The sequence below is a fragment of the Nosocomiicoccus ampullae genome, from assembly GCF_001696685.1.
Lineage (GTDB): Bacteria > Bacillota > Bacilli > Staphylococcales > Salinicoccaceae > Nosocomiicoccus > Nosocomiicoccus ampullae_A.
Map to the genome: position 1 here is coordinate 185,667 of NZ_MBFG01000001.1, position 21,066 is coordinate 206,732.

The following is a 21,066-nucleotide window of genomic DNA, read 5'->3' on the forward strand; positions in this document are numbered from 1 at the left end:
ATTTTTGTATTTGATTACCAAGCTTTAAATCCTGGTGATCCTGGAATGTTTTCTGTAAAGATTTGTGAGATTGGAACTGTGTATGCAATTACGACTAAGAAAATCGTAATGATGATTAATAATCTCCAGTTTTCAACCCATTTAAGTGGTGCATCTCCATCGTCCATAAATCGAGCGATAGGGAATTCTTCGACAACATCTGTCTTCGGTGTTCTAAGTGATAAGAAGAATGCGAAGAATGCGATGATGATAGCGATTAGTAAGAATGAACCACCAATTGCTTGTAGTAACTGATAACTGATCCACTCTTGAGCTACTTCATGCCCACCGTATTCAGAGAATGTTGAACGACGAGGGGCACCTTTGATACCTGCCATGTGCATTGCAAATGACATAATACCCATACCTAATGCCCAAGTGTATGCTAACCATAAACCAAGTGAGTTTGTAAGTTTAGTCATTCTACCACCGACTAAGTGCGGAAGTAAGAACATCATTGCTGCAAAGTAAGTTAATACAACTGGTGTACCAACTGTAATGTGGAAGTGTCCAACGACCCACATCGTGTTGTGAACGACCTGGTTCATTTGACCAGATGCGTTGATGATACCACCGATACCACCAGGTACGAAGAATAACATACCGACAAACTGTAATACGAATCTTGAGTCGTTCCAAGGTAATTTCTTAAACCAATCGAATAAACCTGTTGCACCTTGTTTACGTCCATAAGTTTCAAATGATGCAAATAAACTAAATGCTGTAATAAGTGATGGTACGATAACCATGAACGTTAATACAACTTGAAGTCCTTTCCAGAATGCATCGATTCCTGGTTCAACTAATTGGTGGTGAATACCAACCGGAATTGAGAAGAATAGGAATAATACGAAACTTAAACGTGCAAGTTTATCTGAGAATCCTTTAACTCCGATAATTTTAGGTAATACTGAGTACCAAACCATATATGCTGGTAATAACCAGAAGTATACGAGTGCGTGTCCGAAGTACCAGAATAACGTACGTGTAAGTTTAACGTTAACTGTATCGATTAATCCGAATGACCAAGGGATAAGTTGAGTTAACGCAGATGTTGCGACACCGATGGTACATACGTACCACATGACGTTGTTAATAGCAACAAAATATGCAATCGTAGGTGTTTTTTGACCTGGGTTTTCTTTTTTCCATCTAAAGTAACGTTTTGTTTGAGCACCTGTTGCAAACCATGTACCTACGATAACGAGTGTTAAACCAACATAGAAGATACCATGTGCTTGAAGTGGTGCATAAAATGTATATAGAACTGATGCTTGGTTAGTCGCGATCATTGCTGCTGCCATTAACGTACCAATCGACATTAACCAAAATCCGATCCAACCTGACTTTCTTTCTCCGTCAGTTAAACTACCCATTGCTCTTGAAACAACAGCAGTTTGGAATCCTACAATAAAGAAGAATGTAAGAACTAATGCAAGAATAACACCGTGTAACGTTAAGATTTGATAGTATCCAATATTAAACGGTAATTCAAAATATCCTGAACGGACAAATGTTTGTAATGCTCCTGCGAATCCACCAACTACGAGTGCAAAAATTACCCATAAGAAGTTCGCAAGAACTAATTTTGCGTCTTTTCTATTAATGACTGTGTCTGCTTTGTATAATTCATTTTTAGTTGTGTTTTTATAAGACTTCGCCATTATTCTTCACTCCCGACAACTTTAATGATTGATGTCATGTCCGTATGGCCAGTCCCACAATATTCGTTACATACAACTAAAAATTCGCCTTCTTTATTGAAAGTTGCATGATATTTAGAGATTAACCCCGGCTCTACCATCATGTTAATATTTGTCTTTGCTACTTCTAAACCGTGAATCACATCTGGAGTTGTTACCATTACACGAACTCTAGAACCTTTCGGGATTTCGACTTCAGCAGGTTCATATCTAAACATGCTTGCGACCATGTATAAGTCATAATCGAATCCTTCTTCTTGTGACTCATATAAACCAGGTTCTTTAAATCTTGCGTCGTCTCTCACGTGATCAGGGTTAATTGTTTCAATACCTGATGCTGCAGGTGAGTGACCTTGGTGAACTGCTGAAATTCCTAAAATAACAAGGAATAAGATTAATGAACCAGTTCCAAAGCTTAACCATATCTTTTCGTACTTATGCATTTATTTCACCTTTCCTTTTTACATTCTTTCCATAAATAACCAGAATACACCTAGCCAAGAAACTAACATTAGTGCGCCGAGTGCCATCGTAAAGAAAAACGTGCCTCGTAAATCTAAATTATGTACATCTTCAGTGACATTTTCGTTTTTTACAATATCTTTGTCATCATTTTGATGTACGACTTTTTTATCAGCCATAGTAATTCACCTTCCAATTCCGTATTCTTATACCTTTATTGTAGTGTATTTACCCTTTTAAAAAAGTGATAAAAGTCACACTTTGACTTATTTTCGTAACAATTTCATAGATATTTGTGATGTTTTTCTTGAAAACGTTCACAATATATGCTGTAAAAAGTGATAAAAGTCACAAAATATGATAGAATTTTGTTTAAAGGGAAGTGATTACTATCTCGAATTCTCAATTATTTAAACCTGAACTTATCCTTAAATACATAAAGCAAAATGGTAATGAATTAAAATTAAAGAAAAACGAATTTATTTATCACTCTGGAGATCCAACAGAACATATATATGTAATTGAAACTGGGGAAGTATTTGTTTTAAGAATGCAAGATGATGGATCAGAAAATGCAATCCATTACTTAAAAGAAGATTGTTTGTTTGGAGCGCTCACTTTATTTTGTGGACCAAAGCGTCATTCTACGTTTGCTAAATCGAAAACTGAAGTACGTCTATATCGTATTGAACGCTCGATTTTTGAACAAAAAATACTTTCAGATAATTCATATACAATAGAATGGATGCGTTGGCTTGAAATTGAAAGACAAAGACACTCTTCTAAACTAAGAGATTTACTTTCATATGGAAAACTCGGTGCACTTGCTAGCGTCCTTGTTCGATTATCTAACTCGTTTGGTGTAGAGACGAAGAGTGGTATTGTGATTGACACGAAGCTAACAAACCAAGAACTCGCGATGCTCGCTAGTACATCCCGAGAAGTCGTGAATCGATATTTAAAAGAATTAACAAAAGAGGGTGTCATTGACGTAAATCGTAAGATTATTACGATTAAAGATATTAAGCGATTAAGAAAAATTATTAACTGTGAAAACTGCGATATTAACTTATGTCAGATTCATTAAATGCAATTTCTTTGCATGAATACACAGTATATGCTATTATAATAACAAGTAAAACATCTGATGCGTTCGTGATGTGCCGGTTTTATTTTGACCTAACACCTATAAAATCGGGAGCTTGGCGTCCGAATATAATTGGAACGCCCGGATTTAACGGGACTTCATGAGTATTTGGCAGGGCACCCACCTGCACAAAGCAGGCCAAATCATCTGGCAAAAACACACGACGCTATCGGATGTTTTAAAGACAGTTACTTTGTAACTGTCTTTTTTTGAAAAAAATCAGATAAAATTCTTTAAAAATTTTTAAAGTATGTTACTATAGTAAAGTAAAAAAATAAACGTGAAAGGTTGCGTGATTTGATGGTATCTGTCAGTCAGATAATTACGAAAAGAAAGCAAAAATTAAATGCTAAAAACGCATCGAAATCATGTGATTTACTAAAAAAACGAAAACAACTAAAAAAACAAATTAACAATAATATCTTAATCTAAAAGGCGAGTATCTGGGTGGTACTCGTTTTTTGTTTAAATAACTGAGGATGATTTAACGTAAAAGTCGTCTACGTAAAATTATTTTTAATCTTTTGATATAAATCGGATTTATGTAAAAGAGGTTGCGGTTTCGTTAACACAATTGCCCTAATCGTTAAATTAATGAGATAGTCGTTGACGCAAAAGTGATTTGCGTAAAATTAAAACATCGAGTACATATAAAAGGCGAGTATCAATTGGATACTCGCCTTATTTTTATTTTACGAACGGTTTTAATTTCTCGTACGTTTCATTTAAATAACTTTCATATTTGGATGATCCCGTATCTTTAAAGTATTGTTTTGATTTTAAACTATCTGGTAAATATTGCTGTTTTACGACGTGGTTATCGTAGTTATGCGGATATTTATATCCGATTGCACGACCGAGTTCTTTTGCACCTTTATAATGACCGTCTTTTAAATGGTCTGGTATGACGCCGATATGTCCTTTTCGTATATCTGATAAAGCACTGTCGATACTTTTGATTGCTGTATTTGATTTTGGAGAGAGTGCTAAATCTATAACTGCTTGTGCGAGAGGTATTCTCGCTTCCGGGAATCCAAGTCGTTCTGCTGCGATGATCGCGTCTAGTGTGCGGCTTGGTAGTTGCGGGTTACTTAGCCCGATATCTTCATAACTAATGACGAGTAATCGTCTTGCAATTGTAACGAGGTCTCCTGCTTCTATTAATCGTCCTAAATAATGAAGTGCCGCATCGACATCACTACCGCGTATTGATTTTTGAAAAGCACTCATTACGTCGTAGTGTTGATCGCCGTCTTTATCGTGCAAGAATTGACTATGTTGCATCGTATCTCTCGCGTCTTCAAGTGTAACGTGAATCTCTTTATTTGTATCACTTAATACTGCAAGTTCTAGGCCGTTTAATGCACTTCTAATATCACCATTTGCTGCATGGATAAAGTGCTCTAAAGCATCATCATCTACGGTTACATTTAAATTACCAAGGCCACGCTCCTTATCATTTAAAGCGCGCGTGAGTCCAGTTTTAACATCCTCATCTGTTAATGGATGTAGTTCAAAAATTTGTGTTCTAGAGCGAATTGCAGGATTAATGACGTGGTACGGATTTGACGTCGTCGCACCGATTAAAACGATTTTTCCGCTTTCTAGATGAGGGAGTAAAAAGTCTTGTTTTCCTTTATCGAGTCGGTGGATCTCATCGAGCATTAAAATTACGCTACCACTCATGTCTGCTTCAAAAACAATTTGTTCCATATCCTTTTTAGAGCTAGACACCGCGTTTAACGTTCTAAATTTATATTTAGTACTGCCAGCTAATGCGTTCGCAATACTCGTTTTACCTATACCTGGGGGACCGTAAAAAATCATCGATTGTAGTCTTTTAGCATTTACCATTCGTCTGATAATTCCTTTTTCTCCGACGAGATGTTCTTGGCCAAGTACTTCATCGATCGTTTTTGGTCGCATGCGAAAACTTAATGGTTCATTTGACATTAGATTTTTCACCAACTTTTTCGTTATAATTATAATCATAACATAAGAGATATGACTAAGAGGTGATGACGTGAAGATATCAACTAAAGGGCGCTACGGATTATATTTTATGAACGTCCTCGCATCTGAATATGGAGTTAAAAAGCGTTCAGTGAAATCTGTCGCGACTGAAAGAGGAATAAGCGACTTATATTTAGAACAAATCGTAGCGTGTCTAAAAAAAGCAGATTTAGTAAAAAGTACGCGCGGAGCGTACGGTGGTTATGAGTTAAATTATCCGCCAGATGAAATTACAGTGCTCGACGTATTCCAAGCTGTCGGCGAAAATATAATCGCAATAGAGTTAGACGATAAAGACACAAAAAACGAGAGATTCTTATGGAAAAGAATACGAGATGCGTCACACGCCGTGCTGCGTCATACGACGTTACATGATCTTGAGAATCAATCAGACGAGTTTGATGATTATATGTTCTATATTTAAACACCTCCCAATTTGGGAGGTGTCTTCACATTCGTCCACTTTTAAATATCGTAAATATTAGCCAAGAGAACATCGCAATTGCGAGTATCGTACCGAGTTCTATCACCGGGAATTTGTAGAGTATCGACCCTTGACCAAGTAGTGAAGATCCGACAATGATTCCGGCCATTAATATAGAGAGTGACATTAAGACGATTGAAAAAGAAATTCTATTAATCGTTCGGTCTAAATGTCTTCCGATACTTTTTTCTTCCTTAAATTCTAGACTGATCGGCAATCGTCTCGTACTTAAACCTTTCGTAAATTGATGGATGTTTGTTACAGAATCTTCAACGATATCTGTTAACAAAATCCAGTCTTCAAACTTATCTTCCGCAACGCGTTTAGGGTTTAATCTTTGAAGTAATAACTTTTTACCAAACGGTTCAGCGACAGATAATATGCTGTAGTCTTTATATAAAATTTCAATGTTACCTTCTAACGTAATTAACGTTTTAGCAAGTAATGTAAAGTCTTTTGGTAAATGGATATGGTATTTATTTGTAATTGTAAATAAGTCTCTAACTGCATCTCCAAATTCTAAATCTTTCAGCGGAATATCATAATACTTATCTTGCATAAGCTCTGCTTCTTCGTATAAGTCATCTATATTTACGTCATCTGGTACAACGCCCATTTGTATAATTGAACGTACAACTTTTTTAGAGTTTTTTTGCATTAAACCAATAAGTAGGCTTCCGAAGTTTTGCTTGATGTTATCTGTGAGTTTTCCGACCATACCAAAGTCGATAAAACCAAGCGTACCATCGTTTAAGACGATGATGTTCCCTGGGTGAATATCCGCATGGAAAAATCCGTGTTCAAATATTTGTGTAAAAATTGTTCGCGCAAATGTATCTGCGAGTTGATAACGATCAAAGCCTTTTTTCGAAAGTTCATCGACTTTACGAATTGAAATACCTTCAAAATATTCCATCGTCAAAATCGTTTTGTTTGATAACATTTCATAGACGTGTGGGAATTTGACGTCCTCTGAACTTTTAAACTGACGTTCAATACGATTAATGTTTCTCGCTTCTAACGTATAATCCATTTCTTGAATAATTGCAGTAGATAACTCATCGACAATATCTGTAACTTGATATTGTTTCGCCCACTTAAAGTTCTTTTCAGCAACTTGTGCGATCGTTTTAAGTATTTCTAAATCGATACGAATATTTCTTTCAATGTTTGGTCGTTGAACTTTAATCGCAACGACTTCACCAGTTTTTAACACTGCGCGGTGAACTTGTCCAATCGACGCTGAACCGAGTGGTTCATCTTCAAATATTAAAAATGTGTCTTCGATTTTAATATCTAATTCTTGTTCGATTAAATCTCTTGCAGTTTCGCTAGAAAATGGAGGTACATTACTTTGAAGTTTTTCTAATTCTTTAATGAATACCTCCGGTAATATATCACCACGTGTGCTCGCAATTTGGCCGAGTTTAACGTATGCAGGTCCTGCTTCTTCTAGAAATAATCGAATACGCTCTGCGATTGTTTTATCTTCTTCTTGTTTTTGGCTTTTATTAAATAATCGACTCGGTAAAGAGAGTAACTTATCTAAGCCACTTTCTTCGATAATAAACCCAAGTCCACTTTTAGAAAATAAGACGGCAATTTCTCTAAAACGGTTAATATATTTAAATTGATTACGTATCATAAAGATCCTTCCAATCTAAAACGAGATGATGAAACGCTATAATAGTGCTAAAATAAGAGTTATCAATAATTACTATAAGAAAAGGTGAAAACTTTGCGTGAACTATTATTTTTAATTGCACCTATATTAATTATTCAAGTCATATTTTTTAGTGGTTTAATTTACTATATTTTATCAAAAAGAAAGCAATAAGATAGTCTTATTGCTTTTTATTATACTCTATAACGACGTCTTCAAATAATTGATAACTCTTTATAAAAGCGTCTGTATCATAAATCGCAGTGGATGCGATGATTTCGTCGACGTCGAATTTGTTTTGAAATGCTTCTAGGTCTTTAAGTGCTTGGTCTTTATCGCCAAGTATTTGAACTGGGAATTGATTGAGTATGATTTCTTTATGCTGCATTGACCAAATTTTGTCCATGTTTGTGACAGGTTGTTTCATCGGACCACGGTGATGTGTAATCATTCCATAAACATTTTGATAATGACTCGTTACGACGTATTCTGCTTCTTCTTGTGTGTCTTGAACGACGACGTTTAAGCACGCCATTTTATATGGTTCTTTTAGTTGCTCACTCGGAGTGAAGTTGCGTTCATATATTTCAAATGCTTCTTCCATCATTGCTGGTGCAAAGTGTGCAGCAAAAGCATATGGTAGTCCTAAACGTGCAGCGATGTACGCTGAATCAGTTGAACTTCCTAACACATATAACGGGATATTGGTGTTTAAACCTGGATTCGCGATGACTTGCGACTCTTTATCAGATAAAAAGAATTGTAACTCACGAATTTCTTCTTCAAAGTCAAAGATACCTTGATGGTTACCACGACGAATCGCGTTTAGAGTTACTTGATCTGTTCCAGGTGCTCTGCCGAGACCAATATCTAAACGGTCTCCAAATAATTCGTACATTGTACCGAATTCTTCAGCGACAATATACGGTGTATGATTTGGTAACATGACGCCGCCACTTCCGACGCGAATTCTTTTAGTATGTTGTAATGTGTACTGAATGAGTTGTCTTGTCGCACTAGATGCGATAGATTTCATATTATGATGTTCACTGATCCAGTAACGTTTATAACTAGAATCATCTAATGCTTCTGCTAAGAGACGCATACGTATAAATGCGTCTTTTGAATCGTATCCTTCACGCACATAGACTAAGTTTAATACTGATATATTTACTTGTTTACTCATTAAATCTCTCCTTTTTATATACTCTATAACTTACAAGACTTGTCGTAATTTATCTAAAGAAACGACTCAGAGCAGTCGACTATATTTATAACGTTAAAAATGGTAAAATCTCTACTGAACTAAGTTTTAAAGGAGAAGTGTTATGGCTGTTTATTTAGATTATGCTGCAACAACACCAGTCGATAAAAAAATCATCAAAGGAATGCTAGAGCATTCTAATATATATGGAAATCCGTCAAGTATTCACCGAATCGGTAAAGAAGCTAAGGCGTTTTTAGAAGAGAATCGACAAAAAATCGCTGAAGCAATCGGTGCAAAACCTGAGGAGATTATATTTACGAGTGGTGCAACAGAGTCTAACAACTTAGCCATTCGAGGGACACTCTCTCACTTTAATAGAGAAGTTAATGTAATTACGACAGAAGTAGAGCATATGTCGATATTAGAAACGGTTAAAGGGTTAAAAACACATGTAAATTATGTACCTATTCAAGAAAATGGTCTCATAGATTTAAACGAATTAAATAAGGAAATCGATGAAAATACAACGCTCGTTTCATTACATTACGTCAACAACGAAACAGGTGCGATTCAACCAGTAAAAGAGATTAAAGAAAGACTACCAGAAGGCGTGCTACTTCATGTTGATGCTGCACAAGCAGTCGGTCACGTAGACGTGAATGTCGACGATTTAGGTGTGGACTTAATGAGTATGAGTGGTCATAAATTATATGCACCAAAAGGTGTCGGAGTATTATATATAAGAAGCGGCACGCACTTACACGCACAACTAGTCGGTGGTAAACAAGAAAGGGGACGCCGTGCAGGTACTGAGAACTTGCTTTACAGTTACGCGATGAGTGAAGCTGTAAAAGAAGCGGTTCAGTTAAAAGATGAAAGAAACAGCGTGATTTTATCTCGTAAAGAAATACTCATAGATGGCTTAAACGAAGCGGGCGTTGAGTTTAAAGTAAATGGTGATTTAAACAGTCAATCACCTCATATTTTAAACATTTACGTTCCGTTTTCTGAAACAGAACTTTTACTGACTGCGCTAGACATAGAGGGCATTTATATATCAGGTGGTAGTGCATGTAACGCTGGTACTGTAACACCGTCACACGTTATTACAAAAATGTATGATGAAAACCGTGCGGCACATTCACTTAGAATTAGTTTTAGTCATTTAACGACTGAAGATGATATTGATAAAACGATAGAAGCATTAAAGAAACTATATGAACGATTAAAATAAAGGATTGAATAGAAATGAAGAGAAAAGAAGATACGACAGTCGTCGTTGGAATGAGTGGGGGCGTAGACTCTTCAGTAACAGCGAAACTGTTAAAAGACGAAGGGTATAACGTCATCGGCATATTTATGAAAAACTGGGACGATACGGATGAGTTTGGTGTTTGCACAGCGACAGTAGACTATGAAGACGTCAGAAAAGTCGCAGAACAAATCGGCATACCGTATTATTCAGTCAACTTTGAAAAAGAATATTACAATAGAGTATTCGAATACTTTTTAGAAGAATATAAACGTGGACGTACACCAAATCCTGACGTTATGTGTAATAAAGAAATTAAGTTTAAAGCATTTTTAGATCACGCGATGAAACTCGGTGCAGATTTTGTAGCAACAGGGCACTATGCGAGAGTGAATCACGAAGGTGAAGTGACGATGCTTAAAGGTGTCGACGACAATAAAGACCAAACATACTTTTTAAATCAATTAACGAAAGAACAGTTAAGTAAAACACTATTCCCGTTAGGTGAAATTGATAAAAAAGAAGTTCGTGCACTTGCACATAAATTCGATCTCGCAACGAAAGATAAAAAAGATTCCACAGGAATTTGTTTTATCGGAGAAAGAGATTTTAAAACATTCCTTTCAAATTATTTACCAGCTAAACCAGGAAAAATAATCGACATGGAAACTGGCGAAGAAAAAGGCAAACACGACGGAATTATGTACTACACAATCGGTCAACGCCAAGGTTTAGGAATTGGTGGGCCAGGTGGACCATACTTTGTCGCAGGTAAAAACTTAGAAAAGAACGAATTATACGTCGTTACTGGATTCCATAATGAGAAATTATACTCAACGAGTCTTATCGCTGAAGACGTTAACTTCATTAATGATATGCCTGACGAATTTGATGCAAATGCGAAGTTTAGATATCGTCAAGCGGATAGTGCCGTATCTGTTAAAAAGATAGATGACAATAAAATTTTAGTAACGTTTAAAGCACCACAGCGCGCAGTCACACCTGGCCAAGCAGTCGTATTATATGACGGTGACAGAGTAATTGGTGGCGCGACGATTGACGAAGTGTTTAACGGTGAAGAGAAACTGGAGTATTTAGCATGAGTTTTAAATACGAAGATTCTATTCAAGCAGGCGATTATGAAACAGCGTTAAAGAAAATTTTTGATTCTATTGAAGAGGATCCGACAAATCCGGCGCACTATATTAACGGAGGTTCGGTTCTATATAACACCGGTAAACTTGAAGAGGCGAACAACTTCTTACTAAAAGCAATTGAACTTGATAAAAATAATTCTGCGGCATATTTTACGCTCGGCAATATGTATTTTAATGAAGGGAAATATAGAGATGCACGTACGCTACTCTTAAGTATTTATGATACGTTTAATGAAGACAAAGACATTAACTATTTACTCGCGATGACGCATGTCCATGAAGGAAATTTAAGTATGTCCATTCCGTTTTTTGAAGCGATGTATAGAGCAGATAAAGAAGACTATGAACTCGTATTTCAATATGCGTTAACACTTTGCCAACTCGGTTTACTTGATCAAGGTGAAATTTTACTCACGAATATTACGGACAAATACGATTTTGCCGACGCAGAATATAACTTAGGACTTATTAAATGGACAAAATATGACGATAAAGATGCAGCAAAAAGACATTTTGAAAAAGCAACTCAAATCAAACCAGACCATATACTTGCACATAACGGCATAAAAAATATAAACGAGGGATAATGATGACACAATTGACGATAGAAGATGATTTATTCGTTACTGGAACAGTCGACAAAATAATATTTCATAATGATGATAATCACTTCTACGTCATGCGTGTTTTGATCGATGAAACGAACACAGAATTAAAAGAAGAGACAATCATCACTGGGAATTTTCATCATGTCGATGAACATGAAACGTACACATTTACAGGCGAAATTGTCGAACATGCACGGTTTGGTAAACAGTTTAGTGCACGGCAAATTAAAAAGAATGTCCCACAGACAAAAGAAGGAATTATCCAATATTTGTCTGGTGAAAAATTTAAAGGTGTCGGTCAAAAAACAGCAGAAAACATCGTAAATACGCTCGGTGACAAGACGTTAGAACTCATATTAGAAAGCAAGTCGAATTTAGACCGGGTAAATGGTCTGACAAAAGAACGAAAAGAAACAATATACCGAACAGTCGTTGAAAACGAATCGACGACACGTGCGGATTTAATGATGATTGAGCTTGGTATTGCACCATCAAAACGCGCGAAAATTATCGATACATATAAAGAAGACATATTAAATATTCTACAAAATAATCCATACAAACTCGTCGAAGACATATTCGGTATCGGATTTAAAAAGGCAGACGAAATCGCAATTAAAGCAGGTATCGAACCAAATTCAACCGAAAGAATCGATGCAGGAATTAAATACGCATTAGAGACAGAGTTAAATGAAGTCGGTCATACTTACGTAGAGTTAAATGATTTAATCGATTTATCTTTAAATTTGTTAAATGACCGTTCGATTTATTTTTCAGCATCTGACATTCATAAACGTATTGACGAACTCGCTGAAAAAGATGAATTAGTAATAAGAGACAATAAAGTGACGTTAAAATTGTTTTTTATTAGCGAACGTAAATCTGCTGAAAAAGTTTATGGACTTAGTCAACTAAAAGTAGAATCGTATAGTCATTCACGTATTGAAACAGTGATTTCACAAGTCGAGAAGTCACTAGAAATTACATTTAATGATGAACAACAAAAAGCAATAAAGCATGCGATTCTTAATCCGATATCTGTCGTAACAGGTGGACCAGGGACAGGTAAAACAACAATTGTTTCAGGGATTATTGAGGTGTATAGAATCCTACATAATATAGATAAGTTTATCGACTTTGAAGGTGAAGAGTATCCAATAAAGCTTGCCGCACCAACAGGACGTGCAGCAAAACGAATGAAAGACGCAACAGGTATAGGCGCGTCGACAATTCACCGGTTAATTGGATATGGTCGTGATACTGAAGAGACAGATATATTAGACAATATTATCGATGCAGATTTAATAATCGTCGATGAGATGTCGATGGTCGATACGTGGTTGTTTTATCAGTTTATTAAAAACGTATTGCCAGAAACGCAAATCGTCTTCGTTGGAGATGATGCTCAGTTACCGTCAGTCGGTCCTGGAACAGTGTTTAAAGATTTAATAGAATCACAATCTGTGCCTGTGACAATTTTAAAAAAGATATACAGGCAAATGGAATCGTCGTCGATTATCCAACTTGCGTATCAAATTAACAATAACTTGCCAGTAAATATTTTAGAGAGACATCCAGATCGTACTTTTTTCCAAACGGACGCGAGTGGCATTATAAATATTGTTGACATCGTCGTAAAGGGTGCGGTTAAAAAGGGGTATACGATGCAAGATGTTCAAGTGCTTGCACCGATTTATAGAGGACCTGCCGGTATAAATGTGTTAAATCAAACGATTCAAAAAGTATTAAATCCTCCAAGTGAAGACAAAAAAGAAGTCGAGTTCGGAGATAAGATATATAGAGAAAACGATAAAGTCATTCAACTTGAAAATCGTCGTGAAGATAATGTGTTTAACGGTGACAGTGGAATCATTACAGAAATTACATATCGAGACGATAAAACGGGCACAAAAGAATCGATTACGGTAGACTTTTTAGGTCAAGAAATCGTATATGAACGTAAAGATTACTCAGAGTTGTCTCACGCATATTGTACGAGTATCCATAAAGCACAAGGTAGTGAATACCGAATTGTCATTATGCCAATCGTCAGACAGTATTATCATATGTTACAAAAGAATATTATTTATACTGGTATTACGCGCGCAAAAGAATCCCTCGTCTTATGCGGTGAACCAGATTCCTTTATCCATGCAATTAACCAAGAAGGTATCGAACGTCAAACGATGTTAAAAACGTATTTAAAAGAAATGTTTAAACAAACAGATATAAAAGAGACAATTGAAGAAACAGATAATCATATGTTAACGATGGAATTAATCATGCAAAAAAGAATCGACCCGATGATTAACATGTCAGGTGTTTCACCATATGATTTCAATTGACTTTAAGACGTATGATTTTTATAATTATACTGATATTAGAACTATTTTATTCGATGAAAATACAGAAACGTTGCGGTAGATGAGAGCAATGCATCGATCTTTGTGCACACAACTATATACTTAAAGTGATGAATAACATTCATAATTTGGGTGGTACCGCGGATAGAATTCGCCCCTTTTTAATAAGGGCGAATTCTATTTTTTATTTTAGGAGGAATTAAAATGAAACAAATCTCAACAAACGAACTACGTCAAATGTTTTTAGACTTTTTCGAAACAAAAGGACACAACATTGAACCGAGTAGAAGCTTAGTACCAGTTAACGACGACACGTTACTGTGGATCAACTCAGGTGTGGCAACGTTAAAGAAGTATTTTGATGGAACTGAAAAGCCAAACAACCCAAGAATTGTAAACGCGCAAAAGTCGATTCGTACGAATGATATTGAAAATGTCGGTTTTACAGCGAGACACCATACGTTCTTTGAAATGCTTGGTAACTTTTCAATCGGTGACTATTTTAAAGAGGAAGCAATTGAATTTGCTTGGGAATTTTTAACGAGTGATCAATGGTTAAACTTTGAAGTAGATAAATTATACGTGACGATTCACCCTGAAGATGATGAGTCATATCATATTTGGAAAGATAAAATTGGTATTGAAGAAAGCCGAATTATCCGTATTGAAGGAAACTTCTGGGATATCGGTGAAGGGCCATGTGGACCAAACTCTGAAATATTCTACGACCGTGGGGAATCATATGAAGGAGATACACCAAGAGAAGAAATGTATCCAGGTGGAGAAAACGAACGTTACTTAGAAATTTGGAACTTAGTATTCTCTGAATTTAACCATAATAGCGATCATTCATATACGCCACTTCCAAGTCAAAACATTGATACAGGGCTCGGGCTTGAAAGATTATCGAGCGTAATCCAAAACGTACCAACAAACTTTGATACGGACGTATTTATTCCGATTATTAATGAAATCGAGAAAGCTTCTCGTAAAACTTATCGTGATAACGATAAGGATGACGTTGCGTTTAAAGTTATTAGTGATCATATCCGTACAGTTGCATTTGCGATTGGTGACGGTGCGTTACCTGGCAACGAGGGACGTGGATACGTGCTTAGAAGACTCATTCGTCGTGCAACGCGTTACGCAAAAGAACTCGGGATTAACGAAACGTTCTTATATAAATTAGTTGACGTCGTAGACGACGTTATGAACGCGTTCTATAAAGAAATTGGTGAAAATAAAGACTTTATTAAAAAAGTAATTCAACAAGAAGAATCGAGATTTTTACAAACGCTTGACGAAGGTATTGAAATTTACCGTACAGTTAAAGAAAAAGCATTAAAAGAAGATGAAGTAATTAGTGGTAAAGATGCATTTAAACTATATGATACTTTTGGATTTCCTGTTGAAATGACAGTAGAGTACGCAGAAGAAGACGGACTTGCTGTTGATCTTGATGGTTTTAAAGAAGAGATGGAACGACAAAGAGAACGTGCACGCGCTGCGCGAAAATCTTCTGAATCGATGAACGTACAATCAGAAACGTACCAGAAATTAGATAAGGAGAGTATCTTTACAGGGTATACTCACTTAAATGAAACTGCTGAACTGCTTTACATCGTTTCAAATGATGAAGTTGTCAATCATTATGACGGAAGTAATGACGTCGACGTAATTTTTGATAAAACACCGTTTTATGCAGTGAGTGGTGGACAAGTTGCAGACATCGGTGTCATTAAAAATGAACACGGTACAATGGAAGTTAAAAATGTATATAAAGGACCAAACGGACAAAACATCCATACAGTAACTGTTACTGAAGGAGTCATAACAACAGGTGAAACATATGAGTTAACAGTGGATCGTGAAAGCCGTAACTTTATCATTAAAAACCATACAGCAACACATTTACTACACCAAGCATTAAAAGACGTCGTTGGAGAGCATGCGAATCAAGCAGGTTCACTCGTTGAAAAAGAACGTCTACGCTTTGACTTTACACATCTTGAAGGTCTTAAAAAAGAAGAAGTAAAAGAGATTGAACGTATCGTAAACGAAAAAATCTTTGATTCACTTTACGTAGACATTAACGAGATGCCAATTGAAGACGCAAAACGTAAAGGGGCAATGGCATTATTCGGTGAAAAGTATGGAGATATTGTTAGAGTTGTTGATATCGATCAGTATTCCGTTGAATTATGTGGTGGTGTCCACGTTAGAAACACATCAGAAATTGGACTCTTTAAAATCATTTCAGAAAGTGGAATTGGTGCTGGTGTAAGGCGTATCGAAGCGGTCACTTCAAAATATGCGGTTGAATATTATGAAGATAAAGACAACGTACTTGAAGACGTAAATACGCACTTAAAAGTAAAATCAGGAAATACAATTTCTAAACTTGAACAATTAATTGAAGATAAGAAGCAACTAGAGAAAGAAGTAAAGTCATTAAAATCAGAACTTCAAAAAGATGCATTATCTGATTTAACAGATGCAACGTTCGACATTAACGGATTTAATTTAATCGCGACAGAAGTTTCAGTAGATAGTGTGAAAGAACTACGTGAGACGATGGATGTCATTAAATCTAAAAACCAAGAAAGCATTATCGCACTCATTTCAAATGTTGACGGTAAAGTATCGATGATCGTTACGGTGCCTAAAGATAAAACATCAGTCGTAAAAGCTGGAGATATTATGAAACAAATGGCTGAAGTAGTTGACGGTAGAGGTGGCGGTCGCCCGGACATGGCACAAGGTGGCGGAACGAACACTGAAAATATGTCAGAAGCTTTACAAATCGTTAAAGATTATCTAAATGGTTTTTAATAATATAATAATTTGTTATACTAACACTATCTAACTTAAGTAGTCGAGGAGTGTTACTGCATGGATAATTTAAATAAGACAATGAAGTTTAACATTGAAGAAGCACAAAATGAGAATATCAAGAACGTCCTTTCGAATGTATATAAAACACTTGAAGAACGCGGCTACAATCCTGTAAACCAAATTGTAGGATATCTACAAAGTGGTGACCCGGCATTTATTCCGCGCCATAACGAAGCGAGAAACCAAATTCGTCATATTGAACGTGACGAGATTATGGAAGTGCTCGTGAAAAGTTATATTACACGTGAACTCAATGAGTAAAACACTTGGGTTAGATGTAGGTACTAAAACGATTGGTGTTGCAGTGAGTGATAGTTTAGGCTGGACAGCACAAGGGTTAACAACTTTAAAGGTCGATACGGCACAAAATGATTTTGGTCTAAATGATCTAGCAAAAATTATTAAAGATGAAAATATTACGACGATTGTCGTCGGTTTACCGAAGCACATGAATAACTCAGTCGGTGAAAGTGGCGAACGTTCGATTCATTTTTCTGAACTTTTAAAAGAAAAGTTTCCGACAATTCAAGTTGAATTGTGGGATGAACGACTCAGTACGATGGCCGCAGAACGCACGCTTCTTGAAGCGGATTTATCGAGGAAAAAACGTAGTAAAGTGATCGATAAAATGGCTGCAGTATTTATATTACAAGGGTACTTAGACCGATTTAATTAAAGGAGAATATTAATGTCAAATGAATTTGAATTAAACACAGATGATGAGTTAATGACGCTTGTCGATGAAGAAGGTAATGAAACACTTTACAGAAAATTAATGGAGTTTCATCATCCAGGATTTGACAAAACATACGTAATTGTTGCAGAAGAAAGCAACTATAACTCTGAAGATGATGACGAGCAAATCGAATTAATTCCTATGATTGCTGAACCTTTAGACGATGGTGAAAATTACCGCTTTGCACCAGTTGAATCTGATGAAGAGTGGGACATGATTGAAGAAATCGTAAACACAAACTTTGACGATATTGAAGAATAATTATAATTGCTTCCGTGAATTCGGGAGCAATTTTTAAAAATAAGGAGAAATTATGACAAACAATGATGATTTAAGATTCTCAAAAAACGTATCATCTTATGTTTCGGTAATCATCGTCCTTGCGATTATTGCAATGCTCGTTTTAGGAGCATTGTTTGGCGTGTTTTACATTAAGCAAGGTATGAAGCCGTTAGACAAAGATTCAACCGAGGTCGTACGAGTTGAAGTTCCAGCAGGTTCTTCATCGACTGATATTAGTAATATGTTAGAAGAGAAAGGGATTATTAAAAACAGTAAGTTTTTTAAACTTTACTTAAGACTTAATAGCATTTCAAACTATCAAGCGGGAGAATTTGAACTTTCGCCTTCTATGGATTATGAAACAATTGCAAAAACATTAGAAACAGGTGTGTTGTACGAAGAGGTGCATTATAAATTAACAGTGCCTGAAGGGTATACTGTCGATGAAATTGGAGATCTCGTACAAGAAGTACTTCCAGTTGAAAAAGATGAGTTTATAAACTTAGTTCAAGACAAAGAATATTTAAAAGAGTTGCAAAAAGATTATAAAGACATGTTAACGGATGAAATATTTGATGAAGATATTAAATATCCGCTCGAAGGGTACTTATATCCAGCGACTTACGATATCACTGAAGAGCAGCCGGATTTAGATAAGTTAGTGCGTCAAATGTTAAACGCCACGCGAAGTAATACGTTTAACTTATATAAATCTGTCACATACACTGTGAACTATGAAGGAGAAAATGAAGAGTTATCATTCCATGAATTCTTAACATTCTCTTCACTTGTAGAAAAAGAAGCGACGAGTTTAGCTGATCGCGCTAAAATTACGAGTGTGTTTTTAAACAGAATGGCTGAAAATCCATCGATGCCTCTTCAAACGGACCCGACTGTTTTATACGCAAAAGGCATTCATAAAGAAGTCGTCTTATACGAAGACTTAGAAGTCGATGACCCGTTTAACACATATATTCATAAAGGATTAACACCAGGGCCAATCGGTGCACCTGGAACTGAGTCCGTTCAAAGTGTATTAAATCCAGCGAATACGAATTACTACTACTTCTTAGCTGATAAGGATGGAGTTAACCATTTCGCTGAAACATATGAAGAACACCAAGAGAATCGTGAAAAGTATATAGAAGGTGACTGATTTCGCTTTCTCTTTTTAAAACTTTATGTTAATATCTAACTAATATCTACAACTGGCATTGATTTGCCGGTTGTATATTTTTGTGGTGAAAACATGACTATAGAAGAATATTTAAAACAATTGAACACAAAAACTGAGTCGTTTCAAGACGTTTATGAGTACGCTGTAAATAATCGTGTACCAATTATCGATAGCGATGCACTGACTGTATTAAAACAACTCATTCAATTAACACGTCGTAAAAAAATATTAGAGATCGGAACAGCAATCGGATATAGTGGACTCCATATGCTCAGTGTCAACAAAGATATTACATTAACGACGATTGAGAAAGATGAAGCTTCATATGACATTTCAAAAGAAAACTTTTTAAAACACGGTGTAAGTGAAAGAGTGAATGGTATACTCGGTGATGCAAAAGAAGTCGAATTAGAAGATACATTTGATTTGCTTTTTATCGATGCATCGAAAGGTAACAATAAGCTCTTCTTTGAAAAGTACAGTCCACTACTTACGGATGATGGTATTATCGTTGTCGATAATATATTATTACGTGGTCAAATTGTAGAAGAGAATCTACATAGTAAAAACAAAATTAAACTACGTGATAAAGTACGTCAATTTAACGAATACATTTATGAAAACTATCCGTCAGCGTCATTTTTAAATGTCGGCGATGGACTATTAATTATAAGTAAATAACGGAGTGAAAACATGGATTTAAATAATAAAGAATACCCAATGACACAAGAAGGATTTGACAAACTTCAAGAAGAACTCGATCATTTAAAAACAGTAAAACGACCTGAAGTCGTTGAAAAGATTAAAGTTGCACGTAGTTTTGGAGACCTTTCTGAGAACTCTGAGTACGATGCAGCAAAAGATGAACAAGGTTTCGTAGAGCAAGAAATCTCTAAAATTGAAGAGATGATTCGTTACGCTAAAATTATCGAAGAAAACGTCGATAATACAGAAGTTCAAATTGGTAAAACAGTAACATTTAAAGAGTTACCAAATGGACCTGAAGAATCTTATAAAATCGTCGGTTCTGCAGAGGCAGATCCATTTGAAGGTAAAATTTCAAATGAGTCTCCGATTGCGGGCGCATTAATCGGCTCAAAATTAAACGATGAAGTAAACGTACCACTTCCAAACGGTAACGAAATGAAAGTGAAAATCGTTAAAATTGACTAATACAATTGGTATTATTGGAGCAATGCAACCGGAAGTAGAGATATTAAAAAATGACATGGACATTACACGTACTGTTAATATTGCTCACGTTGAGTTTTATGAAGGTACGTTACAAGATAAAAATATCGTTCTCGTTGAAAGTGGGATCGGTAAAGTAAATGCATCGATTATTACAGCGTTATTAATACAAACTTTTAACGTAGATATGATCATTAATACTGGTGTTGCTGGTAGTTTAGCTGAAGAACTCGATATTTTAGATATGGTCATAAGCAGTCATACTGCGCACCACGATGTTGAAGCGACAACATTTGGTTATGAAATAGGGCAAGTACCATCAATGCCACTCAACTTTGAAGCAGATACGCGCTTTATAGAAGCTACGAAACTTGCACTTAATGAATACAATGAAATTAACTATACAGTCGGTGAAGTCGTTAGTGGCGATCAATTTATCGACACAGATGATAAAAAACAAACGATTTTAAATGCGTTCAGTAATGCAAAAGCAGTCGATATGGAATCTGCTGCGATTGCACAAACGTGTTATCAATTTAAAACACCGTATTTAATATTACGTTCGATGAGTGACAAAGCAGATGGTTCAGCGGATATGAACTATGATGAGTTTCTTAGAAAAGCTTGTATTCACTCATCTAACACGGTAAAATTAGTATTAGAGAAACTGTGATTCGGAGGGGTAAA

At 35.9% G+C, this 21,066-nt stretch carries 20 protein-coding genes and 1 other RNA gene; 15 read left to right on the plus strand and 6 right to left on the minus strand.

What is annotated here, in order from left to right; translation table 11 throughout:
• Positions 1-14: 14 nt before the first annotated feature.
• Genes BBS29_RS00895 through BBS29_RS00905 form a run of 3 tightly spaced genes read right to left on the minus strand, consistent with a single transcriptional unit; the run spans position 15 to position 2,383 of the window.
• A complete protein-coding gene (locus tag BBS29_RS00895) occupies positions 15-1,703 on the minus strand; it encodes a b(o/a)3-type cytochrome-c oxidase subunit 1 (RefSeq protein WP_068128187.1) in 1,689 nt (562 codons plus the stop codon).
• Entirely contained in the window at positions 1,703-2,185 is a 483-nt protein-coding gene (locus tag BBS29_RS00900) for a cytochrome B5 (protein WP_068128190.1), read from the minus strand. Before BBS29_RS00900 ends, BBS29_RS00895 begins: the two co-directional genes overlap by 1 nt.
• 18 nt (positions 2,186-2,203) lie before the next feature.
• Positions 2,204-2,383, minus strand: coding sequence for a cytochrome c oxidase subunit 2A (locus BBS29_RS00905; RefSeq protein ID WP_068128192.1), 180 nt, complete (start codon positions 2,381-2,383; stop codon positions 2,204-2,206).
• A 203-nt stretch (positions 2,384-2,586) separates the two neighbouring features.
• Between BBS29_RS00905 and BBS29_RS00910 the strand changes: the two genes are divergently transcribed.
• Both BBS29_RS00910 and ssrS read left to right on the plus strand, forming a co-directional pair.
• Positions 2,587-3,291: a Crp/Fnr family transcriptional regulator gene (locus BBS29_RS00910; RefSeq protein WP_084778760.1), complete on the plus strand. Its 705-nt coding sequence runs from the start codon at positions 2,587-2,589 to the stop codon at positions 3,289-3,291.
• Between the two features lie 51 nt (positions 3,292-3,342).
• A non-coding RNA gene (gene ssrS / locus BBS29_RS00915) (6S RNA) lies at positions 3,343-3,531 on the plus strand.
• Positions 3,532-4,038: 507 nt separating this feature from the next.
• On the opposite strand, the gene BBS29_RS00920 is transcribed toward ssrS, so the two are convergent.
• A complete protein-coding gene (locus BBS29_RS00920; protein WP_068128193.1) occupies positions 4,039-5,304 on the minus strand; it encodes a replication-associated recombination protein A in 1,266 nt (421 codons plus the stop codon).
• Positions 5,305-5,374: 70 nt separating this feature from the next.
• Between BBS29_RS00920 and BBS29_RS00925 the strand changes: the two genes are divergently transcribed.
• Positions 5,375-5,788: an RrF2 family transcriptional regulator gene (locus BBS29_RS00925; protein ID WP_068128195.1), complete on the plus strand. Its 414-nt coding sequence runs from the start codon at positions 5,375-5,377 to the stop codon at positions 5,786-5,788.
• Positions 5,789-5,813: 25 nt separating this feature from the next.
• Here BBS29_RS00925 and BBS29_RS00930 read toward each other — a convergent pair whose 3' ends face one another.
• Together BBS29_RS00930 and BBS29_RS00935 are read right to left on the minus strand one after the other, a co-directional pair.
• Positions 5,814-7,493, minus strand: a complete 1,680-nt coding sequence (locus BBS29_RS00930) for an ABC1 kinase family protein (RefSeq protein ID WP_068128198.1) — start codon at positions 7,491-7,493, stop codon at positions 5,814-5,816.
• Positions 7,494-7,692: 199 nt separating this feature from the next.
• Complete coding sequence (locus BBS29_RS00935) at positions 7,693-8,697, minus strand: LLM class flavin-dependent oxidoreductase (protein WP_068128200.1); 1,005 nt, start codon at positions 8,695-8,697, stop codon at positions 7,693-7,695.
• Positions 8,698-8,839: 142 nt separating this feature from the next.
• Between BBS29_RS00935 and BBS29_RS00940 the strand changes: the two genes are divergently transcribed.
• The 12 genes from BBS29_RS00940 to BBS29_RS00995 all read left to right on the plus strand — a co-directional run bounded on the left by BBS29_RS00940 (position 8,840) and on the right by BBS29_RS00995 (position 21,052).
• Positions 8,840-9,952, plus strand: coding sequence for a cysteine desulfurase family protein (locus BBS29_RS00940; RefSeq protein WP_068128202.1), 1,113 nt, complete (start codon positions 8,840-8,842; stop codon positions 9,950-9,952).
• A gap of 14 nt (positions 9,953-9,966) precedes the next feature.
• The gene (gene mnmA, locus BBS29_RS00945) at positions 9,967-11,073 is read left to right on the plus strand and encodes a tRNA 2-thiouridine(34) synthase MnmA (protein ID WP_068128203.1); all 1,107 of its coding nucleotides are present in this window, start codon (positions 9,967-9,969) and stop codon (positions 11,071-11,073) included.
• The gene (locus BBS29_RS00950) at positions 11,070-11,714 is read left to right on the plus strand and encodes a tetratricopeptide repeat protein (protein WP_068128206.1); all 645 of its coding nucleotides are present in this window, start codon (positions 11,070-11,072) and stop codon (positions 11,712-11,714) included. Before mnmA ends, BBS29_RS00950 begins: the two co-directional genes overlap by 4 nt.
• The gene (gene recD2, locus BBS29_RS00955; RefSeq protein ID WP_257009068.1) at positions 11,714-14,080 is read left to right on the plus strand and encodes an SF1B family DNA helicase RecD2; all 2,367 of its coding nucleotides are present in this window, start codon (positions 11,714-11,716) and stop codon (positions 14,078-14,080) included. Before BBS29_RS00950 ends, recD2 begins: the two co-directional genes overlap by 1 nt.
• Before the next feature lie 222 nt (positions 14,081-14,302).
• Positions 14,303-16,930 carry an alanine--tRNA ligase gene (alaS, locus tag BBS29_RS00960; RefSeq protein WP_068128210.1) on the plus strand — a complete coding sequence of 876 codons (2,628 nt, stop codon included), beginning with the start codon at positions 14,303-14,305 and terminating at the stop codon, positions 16,928-16,930.
• A 60-nt stretch (positions 16,931-16,990) separates the two neighbouring features.
• Entirely contained in the window at positions 16,991-17,254 is a 264-nt protein-coding gene (locus BBS29_RS00965; protein ID WP_040928416.1) for an IreB family regulatory phosphoprotein, read from the plus strand.
• Positions 17,247-17,669: a Holliday junction resolvase RuvX gene (gene ruvX, locus BBS29_RS00970; RefSeq protein WP_068128211.1), complete on the plus strand. Its 423-nt coding sequence runs from the start codon at positions 17,247-17,249 to the stop codon at positions 17,667-17,669. Before BBS29_RS00965 ends, ruvX begins: the two co-directional genes overlap by 8 nt.
• A 12-nt stretch (positions 17,670-17,681) precedes the next feature.
• Positions 17,682-17,990, plus strand: coding sequence for a DUF1292 domain-containing protein (locus BBS29_RS00975; protein WP_068128213.1), 309 nt, complete (start codon positions 17,682-17,684; stop codon positions 17,988-17,990).
• A gap of 52 nt (positions 17,991-18,042) precedes the next feature.
• Positions 18,043-19,167, plus strand: coding sequence for an endolytic transglycosylase MltG (gene mltG / locus BBS29_RS00980; RefSeq protein WP_068128215.1), 1,125 nt, complete (start codon positions 18,043-18,045; stop codon positions 19,165-19,167).
• A 93-nt stretch (positions 19,168-19,260) separates the two neighbouring features.
• Positions 19,261-19,869: an O-methyltransferase gene (locus BBS29_RS00985; protein ID WP_068128217.1), complete on the plus strand. Its 609-nt coding sequence runs from the start codon at positions 19,261-19,263 to the stop codon at positions 19,867-19,869.
• A gap of 12 nt (positions 19,870-19,881) precedes the next feature.
• Positions 19,882-20,361 (plus strand): transcription elongation factor GreA, encoded by a 480-nt coding sequence (gene greA / locus BBS29_RS00990; RefSeq protein ID WP_040928411.1) that lies wholly within the window; start codon positions 19,882-19,884, stop codon positions 20,359-20,361.
• Positions 20,354-21,052 carry a 5'-methylthioadenosine/adenosylhomocysteine nucleosidase gene (locus BBS29_RS00995; protein ID WP_084778761.1) on the plus strand — a complete coding sequence of 233 codons (699 nt, stop codon included), beginning with the start codon at positions 20,354-20,356 and terminating at the stop codon, positions 21,050-21,052. The genes greA and BBS29_RS00995 overlap by 8 nt, the downstream gene beginning before the upstream one ends.
• Positions 21,053-21,066 lie beyond the last annotated feature (14 nt).